The following is a 16,107-nucleotide window of genomic DNA, read 5'->3' as shown; positions in this document are numbered from 1 at the left end:
AGCGTTAGGAAAAACGCAAAGTGAACCTCTGGCGTGGCGTCGTAGGGCGCGTGGGGCGCTTCTACAGAAAACTTGAACCGACCGTACTCGATGGAATCATTCGGTGGGTAGGTGACAAGGGGAAGCATCCTGCGACCGGCAACGAGGGCGATGATGTGCTGGTGACCGTCGCTGTCCTTTCGGCAGCAGTTGTCGCCTACATGTGGATCGGGCCACTCGCGATCTGGCACAATCTCACTGCATATGTGGGAACATTCGCGATCTGGATATCTGTCGTAAGTCTGCTCGCCACAACGTTTCGGTTCCTGGCGCACGACACCGATTTCAAGAAGGTTGACCGCACTGGAAAGGGACTGGCCGTTGTGGCGGCAGGGTTTGGCCTAGTCGGCGCCGCACTCGGATTTCTCGTCTAAATGAATGACCTTGTGGTCCTCCTCAGAATGCCTCAGGCCCGTCTCGTTAGGGGATCGGGTACCGGCCACCGCATGTGAACTACTCGACGCGCTGAACGACGCGTCTCAGTTGCCTAGTCCGATTTGGAGTCCCGGCGACCGACGTCTATCGAGACGACGCTGAGTCTCGCTGAGCACGCGTTTCCGCCATCATGTTCATGTGATTGCTAATCGGGATGACGCGTACTTCGCCGTCGATGGTCTCGTGGCGTGGTCTAGTTGGGAGCCTTTCGAGACGGCGGCGCTCACCGCACCACTGACGCCAGGCGTTTACCAGATGCGGACACGTGACGGTGCGATTGTGTACGTCGGTATGGCCGGCGAGCGAAGGGGCCAGGGCCTCAGGGGTCGGCTCTCTATTTACCGGCGAGGCAAGGGTGCGGTGAGCGGATTCGGCGAAGCTGCACTCGACCGGGCACTCGCAGATGCTGGGTTCATCGAGTCGCACGTCGATGCGGTACGCGAAGGTCGGCCGGCCCGAGCGTCCGTATGGGCGCAGGACGCGATTCGTTGGCTAGACGTCGAGATCCGCTGGGCGACGTGCGCGACGCAAGCGGAGGCTCTTGAACTCGAAGATGCAGCGGTAGGCATCCTCACGCCATACGGAATCTGGAACCGTGTCGCACTTCGAGCATCAGTTCAACGCTCTCGCGCCTCTCTACCGTCGACCGAATACCGGGACGCAGAATCGGGCCCTGCAGGGGCGAGGGTGCTAACGGTCGCCTCTCTGACTCGAGAGCTGGGAATCGCGGATGGCGGCAATGCGGTGCGAAGGGTTCTTCGCGCTGCGTTCCCGGAGCATGAGAAGGCGGCGCGTTGGGATCCGCTTACCGCAGCTCAGGTGGCTCATGTCAGAGCAACGCTAGTTCGAACTAGTGCCCAATCCACTTCAAACTAAGCGTCGAGACCGAAGGCCTCTGAAACCTGGTCGATAGTGAACTGGTTCCGCATCTTTGCGGCGGTGTTCTGATTGGCGAACATTCCGGGCTTCCAGAAGCCTTGGTCACGCGGAACGGTGTGTGTCCATTCGACTGGGACAGCCCACTCAGCTATGTCATCATCCTCGTCGCCATCGCGCCGGTAGTTGCCTCGCAACGGTAAGGAACTCAAGGGCACCTCAGCGCCGCCGCCGAGGACTGTGGTCTGATCGAATCTCTTCGCTTCTCCCAAGACGCTGCCGACGCCAACGTATCCAACTTTGGGTATGCAGGCGAAGATCCGAGACCCGGGCGTGAGGTTCTTGAGTGTCCGCGAGAACCATTTGTCTCCTCCACCAGAAACGAATCCATAGGTTGCGGCGTCAGCCCACTGACGGCCGTCGTGAGACTCTCCGAACGACACGTACCAATCCTGTCCATTCCAGGACTCGCGAGATTTCGTACGGCGGGAGGTCGTCGTGGCAGTAGACGCTTTTGCGTCGTGCTCTACAAGCCATGTTCGGGCCAAATAGGAGGAGCCGTTGTCGTGGAAGTGGCGGAAGAAGACGACATTGATGGGGACCCCAAAGTCTTCATTCAGAAATCGGACGATGCGTTCGGTCGCGGCGTCGACAGACGCCGCGACGATCGTTAGGACTTGAGTAGCATTGACGTCTTCCGGCAGAATGCCGCCAAACTGTGTGTCAAAGGCTTCTTCTAGCGCGACGCCTGGCTGGTAGTTCGCAAAGATGCCAAGAATCTCGGCGCGGCCAAGCGTTGCGACCCAGGACCCATAGTCCAGCGCCTGAGCAGTCACATCCCGGGGCGTCTTGTCGCGCTTTAGCTCGATCACATGGACTGCCGCGGTCTCGTCGATCGCGAGGAGGTCGATGTAGCCGCCGTGTGCGGTGGGGACCTGTCGTCCGATGACGAGCATGGACTCGCCCAAGATGGCGGGGTCCGATTCGATGTAAGACTCGAGCTGTGCTTCCAAGCCCACTGCCGTGGGCACAATGCGAGTCAGAGCGTCGCCGTCTGCTCGCCAGAGGCCCATTTCGATGCCCATCAGATGGACTCGGTGCTGATGGTGTCGGTGCGCAGTTCAATCATCAAGACCCCACGCATCGGCGTAGCCCCGCCCCGGGAAGGCGAATGGGGAGCAGAAGTCATTCGAATGTCGGTGACTAGGAACGCCGTGGGTTGCGGCCGATGAGGCGAATTATGCTCTTGAAAGGGCCGCCGGTCTTCTTCGTCCCGACGTAGTTTCCACGCTTGTCGTATTTATCCCAGAGGCCTGTGCGGGTGTTCTTCTTCTGGTAGCGGTCTTTCACGATCCCCACCCGCTTGCCCTCGCCCGTATTCTTCGCCATGACGCCCCCTCGTGATGCAGTATATGGGTGGGGGTGCCGGCCTGTATGGGCAGAGCAGTCAAAGATACGTCTACGCGCCGCGCGACAGAGCTCGGTGGGCTCGAGGACTCTTGATGATGCAAAACAAAGTGGAAGGCGATGCGTGTCTAACGAACCGACTGATGCTGAGGTGGCGGTGTATGCGGCCGCTGCTCGCACTCGCGTGATATTCGCTGACGGTCCGTTAGCGCCGAAAGGTAGCAGCATGAAGGCGACGCAACTGTCTCTCGTCGCTGCAACAATTCAGGGGACTCCACGAATCATTCTCGAAGACGAGGCCGGTGCCGCGGTTGTGGAGATTACTTCGGCTCGAGTGGCATCGGCTCGGATGGAGTCGAAGGCGTTCGATCCCACTGCGGTGGTCGAGGTGCGTGCGCGAAGCGATGAGGGTGCGCTCGTCGACGATAGCGGGCGACCTATCTTCTTCGTTGTGGGTGGCCCGAAGAAGGTGCTGAAGCGAGCGTTCTCGTCCATAGGGATCGCTCTGTAGCGAACGAGCCTTCGCTGGCGGCATCAGTCTTCGACTTCGAACACCTCGTAGTCGGCCTTTACACCTTCGTCGGGCGCTGGGTAGTCTCCTGGATTCGACAGATGGAGAACTTCTCCGCCGGTGTCGAAGTTGCTGACCTGCTCTAGCCCGTACTCTTCGGCTTCGCTCTCAGTTTCGAAGATCTCATCGAGCTCCTCTCGGTCCCCGTCCGAGTACGTCATGATCACCTTGAAACTCATCTCAACCCATTTCGCTCAAGACGCTTGTCGCGATCATTCGCTGCGTAGGCGCTCAGCGTAATCTTCCTTAGTTTCATCTGTGTACAGGTACTTCTCGACCGTCTCGGCTCGTATTTTCCCTTCGTTCACATCATTGAGGGTCTCGGCTGCGGCATCTTCGCCGAACTCATCCATCAGCTTGTTGAATGTGACCCCGTCAAGTTTGTTTTTTGCCATCGGTCTAACCCTTCTCTCGCCCAAGGTCTCGCGAAGGGCCTCGTGCGTCTCGGTACCGCGGTACGAAATGTCACCCGAGCATAAACCGCCGCCAGTCCTGGCTGTGAAGATTCCGCGGCCATAAGGTTCACACATTCAAATGCGGTCTCGTAACCCTAAGGATGCGAAGTGTCTCGTGAATGCCTTGGCGGGCAGCGTCTGGAAGGCTCCAGTGCGCGACGGCGGCGTCTCGCAGCTATGTCTTCAAAGCTGCCGCGACGGTTCACGTGCTCTAGCAGTCTTGTGAGACACAGGACGCCACGGTCAGCGTGATTGGGCGCCTTGATGGCGGTAGAGAGTAGCCCGGCTCCAACCGACTAGTTCCGCTGCCTCGGCCGCGGTCTTTCCCGAGGCGCGAGCGGTGGCGACGATCGCGAGTTTCTCGCCGACGACGGCGGGGTCGGACTTTGGGCGTCCGAACTGAGTGCCGGCCTCTCGAGCGACGGCGATGCCGGCGTTGACGCGTTCGACGATGAGCTCGCGCTCGTACTCGGCCAAGGTGGCCAGCATGTTGAGCATCAGGCGGCCCGTCGACGTCGCTGGGTCGATCCCGTCTGAGATGGATCGCACGTTGATGTCCGCGTCGCGGAGCCCGTTCACGGTATTGAGTACATCGATCAGGGAACGTCCGAGTCGGTCGACGCGCCAGACGACGACGGTGTCGCCGGCCTCGGCGTACTCGAGGAGCCGCTGCATCCCCGGTCGTGATGCGGCGTTCTTGCTGCCGGACGTGACGTCGGCGAAGATGTCCCGTTTCTGCACTCCTATAGAGAGGAGTGAATCGATCTGGAGCTGCGGATCCTGGCCGGCGGTGCTCACACGTGTGTAGCCAAGAAGCCTCATGCCGCAATCATGTCTCGTAAAGCCTCTTGATCAGCCCTAAGACACGCAGATACATGAGATGACTTTGTGAGACACCGAGCGGTGCCGAGATTCCGCGGTAGGTAAGTGGTCGGCCGGGCCCACCCCGGTCGTCTCATAAATCTTTTGCTTTTTAAGACAGGTTGGTCAGCGATAAGCGGACCAGCTATCGGGATCGCCCCAAGCCTCAGGCTTCTTCGACTAGCCCCGGATCCGCGTGTTTGCGGGAATCGGTCGCGTGCCCATTAGAAGAGCCCTTCAGCTCGAGCGTGAGACCCAATGCTTCGGCGATCTTCGAAAGTGTCGCGGTCGTGACGTCGCTGTCCGCCTCAACGCGAGCGATAGTTGGGCGGGACAGACCCGACCTCTCGCCCAGTTCCGTCTGGGACCAGCCGTTCCCTATACGTGCCTCACGGATGATCCCGCCAAAACTCGATTGATCGACCTTGGTCATGCCACAGATCCCTCTGTGTCGCCGACGGCACCGGTCTCGCCGTTGTGCTGAGCGTGCAGCGCGTCCGCTGCGATCTCAGCGATCTGGCCGAGGAACGCGGGATCGGTCAGGTAGGACTGGATCTCCTGCGCCTCACTTACCGTCTTCAGTACAGCGAGGCCGACGGCGGTGCTAAAGCCCTCTGACGCCTTGAGCTGGGCGACAGTATTGTGCTTGGCCATCGCTACGACATCTTTGTTTGCGTCGAGGATCCCCCAGAACGTCGTAATGAAACCCGAGACGCTGTCGGGGCTTACGTCCACTCCTGTGGCTTTGAACATCTCATTGACTTTATCGATCGCTTCGTCGAGCGGCCCGCGCGCCGGCATAGGGGCACCTCCGCCGTATTCACCCCCAAAGTCGGGGAGTTTGATTGCCTCGCCGCTGCCCTCGGTCAGGGAGCGATCCTCCTCGATCGTTGACGGGACGAGCTTGACGCCCGAAAGCTGCACACCCTCCATATAGCTGTCGTCGCGGTCATCACCATCGACGTGCAAATTCCGCGCTAGCAGCGAGGTGAGGATTGCACGGCGGTGGAGGTCGGGATCCTGGTAGTCGACTATCTGGCTGAGAAACTGCCAGGCGTTGCGATAGCCGATGACGTCCGCGCGAAAGGCGATGAGCTTCTCCCGCGTGACCTTGTCTTTACGCAGCACAGCCTGGCGTACCTGTCCAGTCCAACGATTTTTGATTGGCGAGAGCGCCTTGGCGATCGCCTCTCCTCCAGCCTCACTTAAATATGCGTCGGCGACCGCGTTCATCTCATCGGCCGTATATAGGTCAGCCGTGTCGAGGCGGTCAGCGATCGTGTACAGGGTGTTCGGGTCGACCTCGCCTTCGACGTGAGCATCGGAGAAATAGAGTTTGAAGTCCTTTTCGATTGAAGCAGGCGAATTTTGGAAATCGACCACCATCGGAGATGTCTTGCCCGGGTAGATCCGGTTGAGGCGCGAAAGGGTCTGCACGGTCGCAACACCGGAAAGCTTTTTGTCGACGTACATCGCCATCAGGCGCGGCTCGTCGAAGCCGGTCTGGAACTTATTGGCGACGATAAGGACCTGGAATATGCCTTCCTCCCGGAAGGCCCTCTCAACGTCGCTGCGGCCGTTGATCGAGACTTCGGTGACGGTTGCGCCGGTGTCCGGGTCGGTGAGCGAGCCCGAATACGCTACAAGCGTGTGTAAGTCGGTGTAGCCCTGTGCCGCGATGTACTCGTCCATCTTCCGCGACCAGCCGAACGCTTCCATGCGAGTTCCGGTGACGACCATGGCCTTCGCTTCGCCGTCGAGCATATGCATGACGTTCCGACGGAAGTGCTCAACGACGACGCGGACTTTCTGCGCGATCGCCGTCGGGTGTAGACGTGCGTAACGAACGATCGTCGAGACGGCCTCGCCGGTGTTGACACGGATTTCGGTCTCGTTTTCGGACTCTAGAGCGTTCTTCACCCGAAGAAACATGTCGTAGGTCGAGTAGTTAGTCAGCACGTCGAGGATGAAGCCCTCTTCGATTGCCTGGGCCATCGTGTATGTGTCGAACGCCTCCCAGCGCCCGTTGTGCTCGGTGCCGAAAAGACGCAGCGTCTTCCCTTTCGGAGTCGCCGTGAGTGCGACGAAGGTAATGTTCGCCGACGCAGCGATCGCAGAGTCCTTGGCCGCCATCAGATCGTCGGCGCTGATGTCCTCGTTGAGATCGAGGTCGACGTCAACGAGCAGTTCCTTCAACTTGTGCGCGGCGGATCCGGTCTGGGATGAGTGCGCTTCGTCTGCGATCACGGCCCAGTGCCGACCGCGCAATTCTTCGGTGTCCTCGATCAGCCTCATGACCTCTGGGAAGGTTTGCAGGGTGCACGTGATGATGTGGTCGCCCTCGACGAGAGCCTTTTTCAGCTGCGGCGACTTGGCGCCGGACTTCTCGCCCACGGCGACGACGAGGCCCTTGCTGGACTGTACAAGGTTCATGTCGTGCCGGATGTTCTCGTCGAGCACCGTCCGGTCGGTGACGACGATCACCGAGTCAAACGTCGACTTCGAGTCGGGGCTCATGTGCCGGATTAGACGGTGGCTGAGCCAAGCGATGGTCTTTGTCTTGCCAGAGCCGGCGGAGTGCCACACAAGATATCGCCCGCCTGGCCCGTTTTTCTCAATGTCTGTCACGACGCGTTCGACAACGCGCAGCTGATGAAACCGTGGGAAAACTAGGCGCCCATTTTCTTTCTTGCCGGACTTGCTCGGCTCGAAGAGCGCGAAGTCTTTGAGGATCCGCAGGAACATCGGGCGTGCGAGAATCTCGCTCCAGAGGTAGCTCGTCGACGAACCGGTGCTAGACGGCGGGTTGCCCTCATGGCCGTTCTCGCCCTGGTTGAAGGGCAGAAACACAGTGTCTTCGCCGGCGAGCTTCGTTGTCATATAAACGAGGTCGTTGGACACGGCGAAGTGCACAAGAGCGCGCCCTGGAGTCAGCAGCGCCCGGTTTTTCCCGGGGCGGCGGTCATCTTTGTACTGGCGGATGGCATGCCTGACCGACTGAGTGTTGTCGGTCTTCAATTCCATTGTGACGACAGGTATGCCGTTGGCCAGTAGCACGACGTCGAGGGTCTCGTTCGTCGCGGTATCGAAGCGCACTTGGCGTAAGACCCTCAGCCGCACGGCCTCAGACGCCTCGACGACCTCCGTGAGGTTCGGGTTAGCCGGCGGGAACTCCATCATCGGGCCAAACTTCGCGGCCGGGCGGCCCACTTGGGCGTAGGTGAAACCCTTGCGGAGCACGCCTAGAAGGCCTCCTACCGGATGCCCCGTGGTTGGATCCATTTTTGTCGCTTTGGCGAGCTCCCTAGTCAGGTGCTCGAGCAGATTGCGCTCGGCCGACGTGCGCTGGCTGTTCACGAGATCTACCGGGACGGCCTTCTCGTACTCCTCCGGGTACTGCGTCGCGAGCCACTGCAGTACATCTGCTGGAACGAGGGCCAGCGCGATGTCCCAACCGGTCGGCTTCCCATCATTCTCATAGAGCCAACCTCGGCTGCCGAGCTCCTCGCAGAGGTTGCGTTCGAACTCGAGTTCCATCAGCTGAGCGTCGCTCATGCAACTTCCTTCCGGCCGGTCACCATGTCGGTGATGAGCGCGGCGCGGCGCTCGATTAGCAATTCTTTTAGGACGGCGACTTTGCCGAGCATCTCATCGATCCTGCCAGCGGCTTCGTCTATATATGTGACGACGTGCTTCTGCTCATCCATTGGAGGCTGAGGAACGCGCCAACGCCGCAGAATCGTTTGGCTGATGTTGGGCTGTCCGCCGCCGACAGCCTGTCGAATAATGTCGTCTCGCTGGCCCCACAGCGTGTAGTAAAAATACCGAGGATCGATGCCACGAGGACCGGAGAACGCACAGCACGCCTGATTCACGGTCGCGTCAACGCCAAGGACGCCGAGGCGACCGATCGTGGCCCCGTACATCGCGATGAGGATCGTCCCGCGCGGGTGGACCTTCAACGATGACACTGCGTCAACCGCCGCTCGAGTCACGCGCTGGTTGGATCCGAGGATCTCGTTCTCCCGGAGCTCAGAGGTCGTGACCCATGCGATGCCGTCCTCGTCGTCGGTGTAGTGCTCTCGCTCCTTTGGGGTTGTCCCACTCCCAATCGAATCGAACAAGTGTGCCGTCGGTACCGTCGTCCATCGCTCGCCGATGGTCGTGAATTGAGTCTGGCGCTGAATGACCGACAGTTTTCGACCATAGAGCTGCTCTGCGAGCTCGTCCAGCTTCGCAGTCATCGCGTCGATCTCGGCAGTCTCACGGTCGAGGAAGTCTGCGATGGCGCGCTGGGATTGAATATCGAAATTGGTCACGGGAAACTTTCGAAGTCCCATCCATTCGGCGCGGGGCATTTTGGTGCCTTTAGAAACGGCTTCGGCGTATTTCACGAAATCGGGGCTACCTACGACGTAGTTGAGAAAGCGCGGCTCAACTCCTGGAGAGGGGCGGTAGACATGAATGTCGCCGCCCGCCGTACCGGCGCGGTCAGCGAGCCAGTATTTCGCCAGGTACGGCCGCAGCTTGCCGAATAGGACATCACCGGTTGAAAACGGAGTGCCCTTGGCCGCATAGTGTGACAATTCTCCGTCAACGAGGTGTCCGGTGCCAGAGACCATGTCCTCCAGCGAGACCTGGAACTCTGATGGTTCAGCGATTTCGGATCTAAGGGAGGCAACTGACCAGAAGGGGGAGGTTCTATTCACTGGCCTTCACCGCCTGGAACATCGCCCCGAGCTCAACCATGATCTGCTGTACGTCGGCGTCGATATCTGCAAGGGGGCGGGGCTCCTCGGGCACATAGAAAATCTGTGTGAAGGGGATCTCGTTGCCAGCCTTGGCATTCGACTCGTCCCACTTCGCGTCAGGCGCGAATGGCAGTACCTCGCGCTCCATGTGCTCGTCTAAGGCCTCGCTCAGCGGCACGCGTTCGGTGATTTTCCATCCCTCGGCCACGACGGGATTCCCCTTACGGTCGACTGCGAGGGGGGCGTTCTCGTCGTCCACGGCCATGGCGTTCGTAACGGCGTCGACGAGGCCGATACTGGCCTTTAGCCCGTTTTGTTTCGCGAGCTTCAGGAAGGTTTGAGGCAGGTCGTTCCATGCAATCGCGGTCTGCGCGAGGGAGCGCACGATCTGTTCATGCGCTTTTGTGAAGTCCTTTCGCGAGTGCAGAGCGTTTACGGCGTCCTCGACGTATCTCGTCGACAGGCGAGCCTGCTTGAAGACCGATACATCGCGGAACATGAAGTCTTCCTTGGTCAGGATGCGCGAGATGGCCGGGTCGGCGTAGTCAAATGCCTTGTATGCCTCTAGAACCACGTTCCGGTTGCGTTCGCTCATCTTGCGGCGCTTATAGCCCATGCTTTTGCGCATGGGCTCCCACTGGGCCGAACCATCGATGAGCTGGATCTTGTGTTCGCGCTGGGGGTCCTTGTTCTTATCTAGAATCCAGACGTAGGTAGCGATCCCGGTGCCGTAGAACATTTCGGTAGGCAGCGCGATTATCGCGTCGATGAGGTCCTCGTCGAAAAGCCACTGACGAATCGCGTTTGGCCCCTTGTCGCTGTTGAAGAGCGGCGAAGCGTTGGAGACAACCGCTGCTCGGCCACCCTGGCCGTTCTTTGAAGCCGGTGCGAGCTTCGACGCGCAGTGTGCGAGGAACAGCATCTGGCCGTCGGCAACGCCTGGCAGGCCATGACTGAACCGAGAACCGTGTACCTTCGCCTGTTCCTTTACCGACCGCTCTTGGACCTCCCATTTGGTGCCGAACGGCGGGTTTGACAGAACGTAGTCGAACCTCTGGTCCTCGTATTCGTCGTGAAGCAGCGTATCGCCGCGCTTGATCGCGTCGGGCCTGCCGCCCTGGATGAGTAGGTCGGCTTTTCCAAGCGCGAAGGCAGGTGCCATGAGTTCCTGCCCGTAGAGAGTCGCGTCAATTTTGCTGTTCATGCGTTTGAGGGCTTCCTGTGCGATGAGCAGCATGCCACCAGAACCCGCAGTGGGGTCGTAGATCGACCGCAGAGCGCTATCACCTGCCAGGGTGTCGTCGTCGTTCGTGATGAGGACGTCGACCATGAGCCTGATTGCGTCGCGCGGGGTGTAGTAGTTTCCCGCTGCCTTGCCCTTCTTGTTGAAAGCCCGGTACATCACATCCTCAAAGACGTCGCCCATTGCCGTGTTGGCAAGGCCTGAGGGCGAGAGATCAATCGTCGAGAAGTGTTTAACGACAGCGTGCAGGCGGTTAGCTTCGGCAAGGACGCTCGCACGACGCGCAAAGTCGAAGGCGACCCAGACGTCGGCGACGTTGTTCGAAAATCCGGCAATGTAGCTCTTCAGCGACTTTTCGACATTGTCGTCCACCGAGGCGATGGTCGCGAGGCTGAGCGGTGAGACGTTGTGAAAAGTTAGACCGAACTTGTCCTTGACTGCGATGTCGATGAGATGCGGAGGCAATTTGCCTAGTGATCGGACAAACGGAGCCACCTGCTCCTTTGTATCGGCGAGCATGCACTCAAGTCGACGAAGTACCGTGAAGGGCAAGATGTAGTCGCCATAATCTTCTTCTTCGACCACGTTGCGCAGGAATTTGTCCGCCGTGTCCCAGACTATTCGGGCGGTCGTCGTGCTCGCGTTGGATGCTGACGGATCTGCCATGTCTGCTCGTTCCTGACTATTGCGTGCTGCTTGTATCACGAACGTTACATGCAACCGGCCCCAACGAAGCACCTGACTCGGGGACTAACTACAGGTTCTCTCTCGACACACCTTCGGCAATCCGGAGCTTAACCCTTGGGCCAGGGTTAAGTCGTCTCATGGCTCCAAGACGACGTCCTCGCGGGACGCTGATCGATCCCGTCAACATGGGTTACGAAGTGGAGCGCGCCTCCAAGGCAAAGTTCGACGCAGTGGCCGAACGCGCCGGCGTCTCATCCGCCGTGCTTTTCGAGCGTGTCGTCGACCACTTGGAGCTCACAGACCAGGGCCTGCCGATCTGGTGGCCCGAAGAACTGCCACGCGATGGGGAGTTGCCTATCGACTCGGCTTAACGAGAGAGGCCCGCCGGAGGCGGGCCCGAAGCTCTGGCTCCCTACCTCGCGAACTGTTTGGCGACATTTCGAGGTGAGGAGCAATCCCAGTACAAGAACCCGGTAGAGCCGGGAGGCTCTTCCGCGTCTTCAAGGAGACGTGTCGATCGTACCTCACGTGGGACTTGCTGTCCCGTTTTCGCGCGCAAACACGCCTGTCGGCGTGTCAGATCACTTTGATGACCCGATTTCGGGGCCTCAGGATGGCCCAGGAAGCACGAGTTCGAAGCGGTCGGGCTCATGGAGCCTGGAGGCCCCTCCGGGGGCGTATGCGGCTGTGCCGGCCTGGACGAGCGGTGCCGCTTGGTTCGATGCGGTGATGGATGCTTTGCGCACTCCGGAGGGTGAGGAGCTGCGCCGGCGGGTGTCGATCGCGCCGGACACGCTGCTGCGGATCGCGCATGCGGATATGCTCGCGGCCGACGCCGACACGGGCCGTGGTGTGAGTACCGCGCACGAGACGGTGGCCGAGGTGACGGGTGTGTGTAAGAAGACCGTGCAGCGCGCCCGTGGGCTGCTGGAAGCGCTCGGGCTGGCCGTATCGATCGTGGAGGGCCGCTACCTCACTGTGGCCGAGCGTGAGGCCGCGCAGGGCGCCCACGGGGGACGGCAGATCAAGGCCGCGTCGGTGCGTGCACTGACGATGCCGAAACGGTGGGCTGTGGAAAATGTCCATCTACCCCGTAGGGGTGGCCTTGGTGTTAAAGCTCCTGATTTAGAAGTTAAACCAACGCGCGCAAGCGCGCGCGAGTCGGACGCTTCGCGCCCTCCAGCAAGGACCAAAGGATCAACCGGCCACGGTTTCGCGAGGTCGGGTCGGCCGAGGTCGATTGGTGTGCAGCGGTTTGCTGCAGGGCTGGTGGCGCGGATGCGGTGGTTGGCGGATGGGCGGCATATCGGTCAGGTGTGCGCGATGCTCGAGCGCTGCGACATCGACCCAGACAGGTGGACGATCGACGCCTTCATGGATGCACTCGCCACGGGCAACAAGCGTGCCGGCTTCACCGTCGCAGAGCCTGCCGGGCAGCGTGATCCGGTGGCGTATCTGGGGTGGCAGATCAAGAATGCGATCGACCCGAACGAGCCGACGCCGGCCGAGGAAGCGCAGCTCCGAGCGATCCAGGCACGGGCCGAGCTGGAGGCCCGCCGGCGCGAACGCGAGGCCGAAGAAGCACGGTGGGCGTCCCGCGATCAAGCGGCCATCGACGAGGCGATCGCCGCCATGCACGAACAGCAGCAAGCGTGGGAACGTGCTCGCCGGCACCCGGGCGGAGCTGCCAAGTGAGCGCACGAGCTTTCACCTCAGCTGCAAGGTACGTCGCCGACAGTCGGCGCCGGCTGCTGGCGAGCCGATCGGATGAAGTGGGAGGCGACCAGGTTCGTCGACGTCGAGCTGCAGCAGAAGAATCTGCTTCACCGTCGGCGCCGGGTGCTCGAGGTCAGTGCGATGAAGGGTTTGCATCCGGCGTCGGAGCGCCTATCGTGCAGGGAGCGGCGTCTGAATGCCGAGCCTCCGCCTGACAGCGCCGGCCACACTCCCCCAGCAGGGCGGTTCGTAAAACTATTCACCGAGCGCGAATAGTTTAGCGAACGGTTAGAACCTGTTTTCCCGCACCACTCCACCACCCCCGGGCTCCGCCCGCTTCCCAACCTCCCCCAACTCAGCGATGCAGATTTGATGGAGGTTGGGAAGTATAGGGGTGGTGGAGTGGTGCGGGAAAACAGAGAGAAAGAGAAAAGAGAGAGTGAAAGTGAATAGGTAGTGGTGGGGTGGTGGAGTAGTGATTTGTTGACTGTTCAGATGATGGCTTGTGGGGTGTGCGAGCTGAGATCGAAGAGTGAGCGCGTGATGCTGCGGTTACGTGGTGTGACTCGTTTAGGGGGTGTTTGGTCTAGCGTTTGTCGGGGGTGCAACGTAGGGTCGAATTGAAAGGCTCTAGGGGGTTGTATGCGGTTGACCGAGCGCGACGAGCAGATGTTGGCCTGGCTGGACGTGGTCCGGTTGTGCGATATGGATGCGATCAGGTTCGCGCTCGGAGGCTTGTCGGGTGCTGGTGAGCCGGTGAGTTTGCGGAAGGCGCAGCAGTGGGTCGCGAGGGTCGCTGAGGTCGGTTTGGTCGACCGGCAGCGGCTCACATTCCGGGATGGGTCGATCGTGTGGGCGACGCATCAGGCGACCGGGAAAGCGGCCCCGAATCTGTACCGGCAGACGACGCGGCACGAGATCGTGGTGGCGTCGGCCGCAGCCCGGTTCCTGTGTCGCGGCTACACCTGGGAGCGCGACCGGAAACCCCAGAACCGGAACGATCACCAGGCCGACGGTGTCGCCATCAGGGATGGGGTGCACGAGCTGGTGGAGGTGGAGCTGACGCCGAAGACGGGCGCGCGGTACGGGAAGATCATCGACGATCACGCCCGGCGGCTCGAGCGCGAAGGCTTCGCCCGGGTGATCTACTTCGGCACCCCGGTGGCGCTGCGCGCGGCCGGCGCCGATGAACACACCAGGGCCCTCGGGTCGCTCCGTACCCGGTTCCTGTGGCTGCCCCTCCTGGATGCTCGAGGGCAGTGGCCGAAGGACGACGCGGCGGCCTGGCAGACGATCGCAGATCAGGCCGTGGCCGTCGAGCTGGAAGGCGTCCGCTCGAACCGTTGACACCTAGGTGTCAACGCCAGCGACGCATTGATGACCCGATGAAGGGGACACGAGGATGAGCAACCCGCAACAGACCGATCATCCCCGGAGCGACCCGGGCGGCGACGCCCTCACCGCGGTCGTCGCACTCGCCTTCAAAGTCGTGCTCGCACTCCTTCTGCTGCCGCTCCTGGTGCCGCTGATCGTGGTGGCAGTGTCGGGTGAGATCGTGGCGACCAAGACCCAGTTCTGGATCGTCTCGCCCTGGCGGTGGGCCCTCAACACCGCGGGCGTGCTCGTCGTCGCCGCGCTCCTCGTGGTCGAGGTAGTGCTGCTGGCCGGCTGGTTCAGTTCCGGCCAGGCCGAGGCGTTCCGCAGCTCCCCCGACTGGGGCGATCAGATCCTGCCGACCTTCCTGCCGTGGGCGATCGCCAACCTCGCTTCCGGCGTGTTCCTGATCCCGGTCGCGATGTCGGCACACCGACGCAGGATCGCCCGCCGCGTGCGCACGCGCCGGATCTCGGACGTGCTGCGGCAGACCCAGATCGAGCAGGCCCGGAAGCGCGCCGCGGACGCGGCCGCGGCGAAGCGGGTGGGTGTGCAGCTCGACGCGGAAACCGGCGCCATCGCCAGCACCTCCGACAAAGCCCTCACCGCTCCCCTGCCCGGCCCGCACGGCCGGCAGGGGTTCGGGTTCGTGTCACGGGCGACGGTCAAGAACCTCGCAGAACGGTTCTACGACGTGCGCCGGGTGCGGGACTGGACCGACGAGGACGGCAAGCTGATGATGCTCCCCGCCGACGCGGCCAGCGTCCGCGCTCTGCTCATCGCCGAATCCGGCACCGGCAAGACGGTGCTGCTGTCGGACCTGATGCTGTGCGCACTGATGTACGGGTGGCCGGTCGTGTTCATCGACGCCAAGGGCGACCCCGCCGACGCCGAAAAGCTCCAGGCAATCGCCCGATCGTTCGGCCGCACCGCCGAAGTCGGCGGACCGTGGAACCTGTTCACCGGCACCGCTGACCAGGTGACCTCCAAGCTGATGCGGCTCATGCCGCCCCCGGATGGCGCGAACCAGTATTACCTCAACGAGATCCGCGGCGTGCTGCAGGTCGTGCAGACGGCGTCGCCGCTGACCAGCGTCGACGACCTCCGGGAACGCCTCACCCGACCGGAGAACTTCATCGACGACCGCGTCGACCTCGGCATCGTGCTGCACAAGATCGACCGCGACGGCACCACCGCCGGCGAACGCGCACTCTCCAGCCTGCTCGTGGAACTCCGCCCCCTGCAGCAGTGGATCGGCCCCGACGGATGGTCCTACGACAACCCGCAGGCCGACATCCGAATCGTGCCCCTCTCCCCCATCAGCGACACCCAGGCGCGCCTGGGCGACCTGCTGCTACTCGACCTCCGCAACTACCTCGCCACCCGCCTCGAGCGACGCGACAAGACCCCCACGCTCGTCGTCGTCGACGAGTTCCCCCAGCTCGTCACCGGCACCACCGACCCCGGCGATACCGCCACGAGCCTGTTCGAGACGGCCCGCAGCGCCGGCATGGGCCTCATCCTCGCCGCCCAGTCTGTCGCCGGCCTCTCCCGCGACGAGATCTCCCGACGCCGCGCCCTCTCCTCCGGCGCCGCACTTATCTTCGGCCGCTCGAAAGACCCCGAAGACGTCGTGCAATACGCCGGCACCATCATGCAGATGGAAGCCTCCGGCGCCGCCACCGGCGAGGA

15 protein-coding genes are annotated in these 16,107 nt (G+C 61.6%); 6 read left to right on the top strand and 9 right to left on the bottom strand.

Features of this window, described 5'->3' with window-relative positions; translation table 11 throughout:
* Positions 1-20: 20 nt before the first annotated feature.
* Positions 21-413 carry a hypothetical protein gene (locus ITJ64_RS18520; protein WP_194682260.1) on the top strand — a complete coding sequence of 131 codons (393 nt, stop codon included), beginning with the start codon at positions 21-23 and terminating at the stop codon, positions 411-413.
* A gap of 933 nt (positions 414-1,346) precedes the next feature.
* On the opposite strand, the gene ITJ64_RS18515 is transcribed toward ITJ64_RS18520, so the two are convergent.
* Positions 1,347-2,435 (bottom strand): endonuclease NucS, encoded by a 1,089-nt coding sequence (locus ITJ64_RS18515; protein ID WP_194682259.1) that lies wholly within the window; start codon positions 2,433-2,435, stop codon positions 1,347-1,349.
* Positions 2,436-2,553: 118 nt separating this feature from the next.
* Entirely contained in the window at positions 2,554-2,739 is a 186-nt protein-coding gene (locus ITJ64_RS18510; RefSeq protein ID WP_194682258.1) for a hypothetical protein, read from the bottom strand.
* Positions 2,740-2,983: 244 nt separating this feature from the next.
* Between ITJ64_RS18510 and ITJ64_RS18505 the strand changes: the two genes are divergently transcribed.
* Positions 2,984-3,268, top strand: coding sequence for a hypothetical protein (locus tag ITJ64_RS18505; protein WP_194682257.1), 285 nt, complete (start codon positions 2,984-2,986; stop codon positions 3,266-3,268).
* A 23-nt stretch (positions 3,269-3,291) separates the two neighbouring features.
* Here the strand turns inward: ITJ64_RS18505 and ITJ64_RS18500 are convergent, their stop codons facing one another.
* The 7 genes from ITJ64_RS18500 to ITJ64_RS18470 all read right to left on the bottom strand — a co-directional run bounded on the left by ITJ64_RS18500 (position 3,292) and on the right by ITJ64_RS18470 (position 11,304).
* A complete protein-coding gene (locus ITJ64_RS18500) occupies positions 3,292-3,489 on the bottom strand; it encodes a hypothetical protein (protein ID WP_228509310.1) in 198 nt (65 codons plus the stop codon).
* A gap of 51 nt (positions 3,490-3,540) precedes the next feature.
* The gene (locus tag ITJ64_RS18495; RefSeq protein ID WP_194682255.1) at positions 3,541-3,723 is read right to left on the bottom strand and encodes a hypothetical protein; all 183 of its coding nucleotides are present in this window, start codon (positions 3,721-3,723) and stop codon (positions 3,541-3,543) included.
* A 303-nt stretch (positions 3,724-4,026) separates the two neighbouring features.
* Positions 4,027-4,605: a recombinase family protein gene (locus tag ITJ64_RS18490; protein WP_194682254.1), complete on the bottom strand. Its 579-nt coding sequence runs from the start codon at positions 4,603-4,605 to the stop codon at positions 4,027-4,029.
* A 205-nt stretch (positions 4,606-4,810) separates the two neighbouring features.
* Positions 4,811-5,077, bottom strand: a complete 267-nt coding sequence (locus tag ITJ64_RS18485) for a helix-turn-helix domain-containing protein (protein ID WP_194682253.1) — start codon at positions 5,075-5,077, stop codon at positions 4,811-4,813.
* Positions 5,074-8,199 carry a type I restriction endonuclease subunit R gene (locus ITJ64_RS18480; RefSeq protein WP_194682252.1) on the bottom strand — a complete coding sequence of 1,042 codons (3,126 nt, stop codon included), beginning with the start codon at positions 8,197-8,199 and terminating at the stop codon, positions 5,074-5,076. Before ITJ64_RS18480 ends, ITJ64_RS18485 begins: the two co-directional genes overlap by 4 nt.
* A complete protein-coding gene (locus ITJ64_RS18475) occupies positions 8,196-9,266 on the bottom strand; it encodes a restriction endonuclease subunit S (protein WP_194682251.1) in 1,071 nt (356 codons plus the stop codon). Before ITJ64_RS18475 ends, ITJ64_RS18480 begins: the two co-directional genes overlap by 4 nt.
* 79 nt (positions 9,267-9,345) lie before the next feature.
* Positions 9,346-11,304: a class I SAM-dependent DNA methyltransferase gene (locus ITJ64_RS18470; protein WP_194682250.1), complete on the bottom strand. Its 1,959-nt coding sequence runs from the start codon at positions 11,302-11,304 to the stop codon at positions 9,346-9,348.
* A gap of 158 nt (positions 11,305-11,462) precedes the next feature.
* Here ITJ64_RS18470 and ITJ64_RS18465 point away from each other — a divergent pair, with 158 nt between their 5' ends.
* The 4 genes from ITJ64_RS18465 to ITJ64_RS18450 form a co-directional block, all read left to right on the top strand.
* A complete protein-coding gene (locus tag ITJ64_RS18465; RefSeq protein ID WP_194682249.1) occupies positions 11,463-11,696 on the top strand; it encodes a hypothetical protein in 234 nt (77 codons plus the stop codon).
* 358 nt (positions 11,697-12,054) lie between these two features.
* Positions 12,055-13,020, top strand: coding sequence for a hypothetical protein (locus ITJ64_RS18460; protein WP_194682248.1), 966 nt, complete (start codon positions 12,055-12,057; stop codon positions 13,018-13,020).
* Positions 13,021-13,683: 663 nt separating this feature from the next.
* Positions 13,684-14,388, top strand: a complete 705-nt coding sequence (locus tag ITJ64_RS18455) for a hypothetical protein (RefSeq protein ID WP_194682247.1) — start codon at positions 13,684-13,686, stop codon at positions 14,386-14,388.
* Between the two features lie 55 nt (positions 14,389-14,443).
* The coding region (locus tag ITJ64_RS18450; RefSeq protein WP_194682246.1) for a hypothetical protein at positions 14,444-16,107 on the top strand (1,664 nt) is incomplete at its 3' end.

Origin of the sequence: Herbiconiux sp. VKM Ac-1786, from assembly GCF_015350805.1 — a bacterium.
In the GTDB taxonomy this organism is placed as follows: Bacteria; Actinomycetota; Actinomycetes; order Actinomycetales; family Microbacteriaceae; genus Herbiconiux.
Note: the sequence above shows the minus strand (reverse complement) of the source record. Positions and strands in the feature narration are given on the sequence as shown.

Bases quoted from the DNA above. Each gene is read 5' to 3' on its own strand.
- ITJ64_RS18515 (WP_194682259.1), bottom strand. From the start codon at position 2,435: ATGGGCATCGAAATGGGCCTCTGGCGAGCAGACGGCGACGCTCTGACT.
- ITJ64_RS18510 (WP_194682258.1), bottom strand. From the start codon at position 2,739: ATGGCGAAGAATACGGGCGAGGGCAAGCGGGTGGGGATCGTGAAAGAC.
- ITJ64_RS18505 (WP_194682257.1), top strand. From the start codon at position 2,984: ATGAAGGCGACGCAACTGTCTCTCGTCGCTGCAACAATTCAGGGGACT.
- ITJ64_RS18500 (WP_228509310.1), bottom strand. From the start codon at position 3,489: ATGACGTACTCGGACGGGGACCGAGAGGAGCTCGATGAGATCTTCGAA.
- ITJ64_RS18495 (WP_194682255.1), bottom strand. From the start codon at position 3,723: ATGGCAAAAAACAAACTTGACGGGGTCACATTCAACAAGCTGATGGAT.
- ITJ64_RS18490 (WP_194682254.1), bottom strand. From the start codon at position 4,605: ATGAGGCTTCTTGGCTACACACGTGTGAGCACCGCCGGCCAGGATCCG.
- ITJ64_RS18485 (WP_194682253.1), bottom strand. From the start codon at position 5,077: ATGACCAAGGTCGATCAATCGAGTTTTGGCGGGATCATCCGTGAGGCA.
- ITJ64_RS18480 (WP_194682252.1), bottom strand. From the start codon at position 8,199: ATGAGCGACGCTCAGCTGATGGAACTCGAGTTCGAACGCAACCTCTGC.
- ITJ64_RS18475 (WP_194682251.1), bottom strand. From the start codon at position 9,266: ATGGTCTCTGGCACCGGACACCTCGTTGACGGAGAATTGTCACACTAT.
- ITJ64_RS18470 (WP_194682250.1), bottom strand. From the start codon at position 11,304: ATGGCAGATCCGTCAGCATCCAACGCGAGCACGACGACCGCCCGAATA.
- ITJ64_RS18465 (WP_194682249.1), top strand. From the start codon at position 11,463: ATGGCTCCAAGACGACGTCCTCGCGGGACGCTGATCGATCCCGTCAAC.
- ITJ64_RS18460 (WP_194682248.1), top strand. From the start codon at position 12,055: ATGGATGCTTTGCGCACTCCGGAGGGTGAGGAGCTGCGCCGGCGGGTG.
- ITJ64_RS18455 (WP_194682247.1), top strand. From the start codon at position 13,684: ATGCGGTTGACCGAGCGCGACGAGCAGATGTTGGCCTGGCTGGACGTG.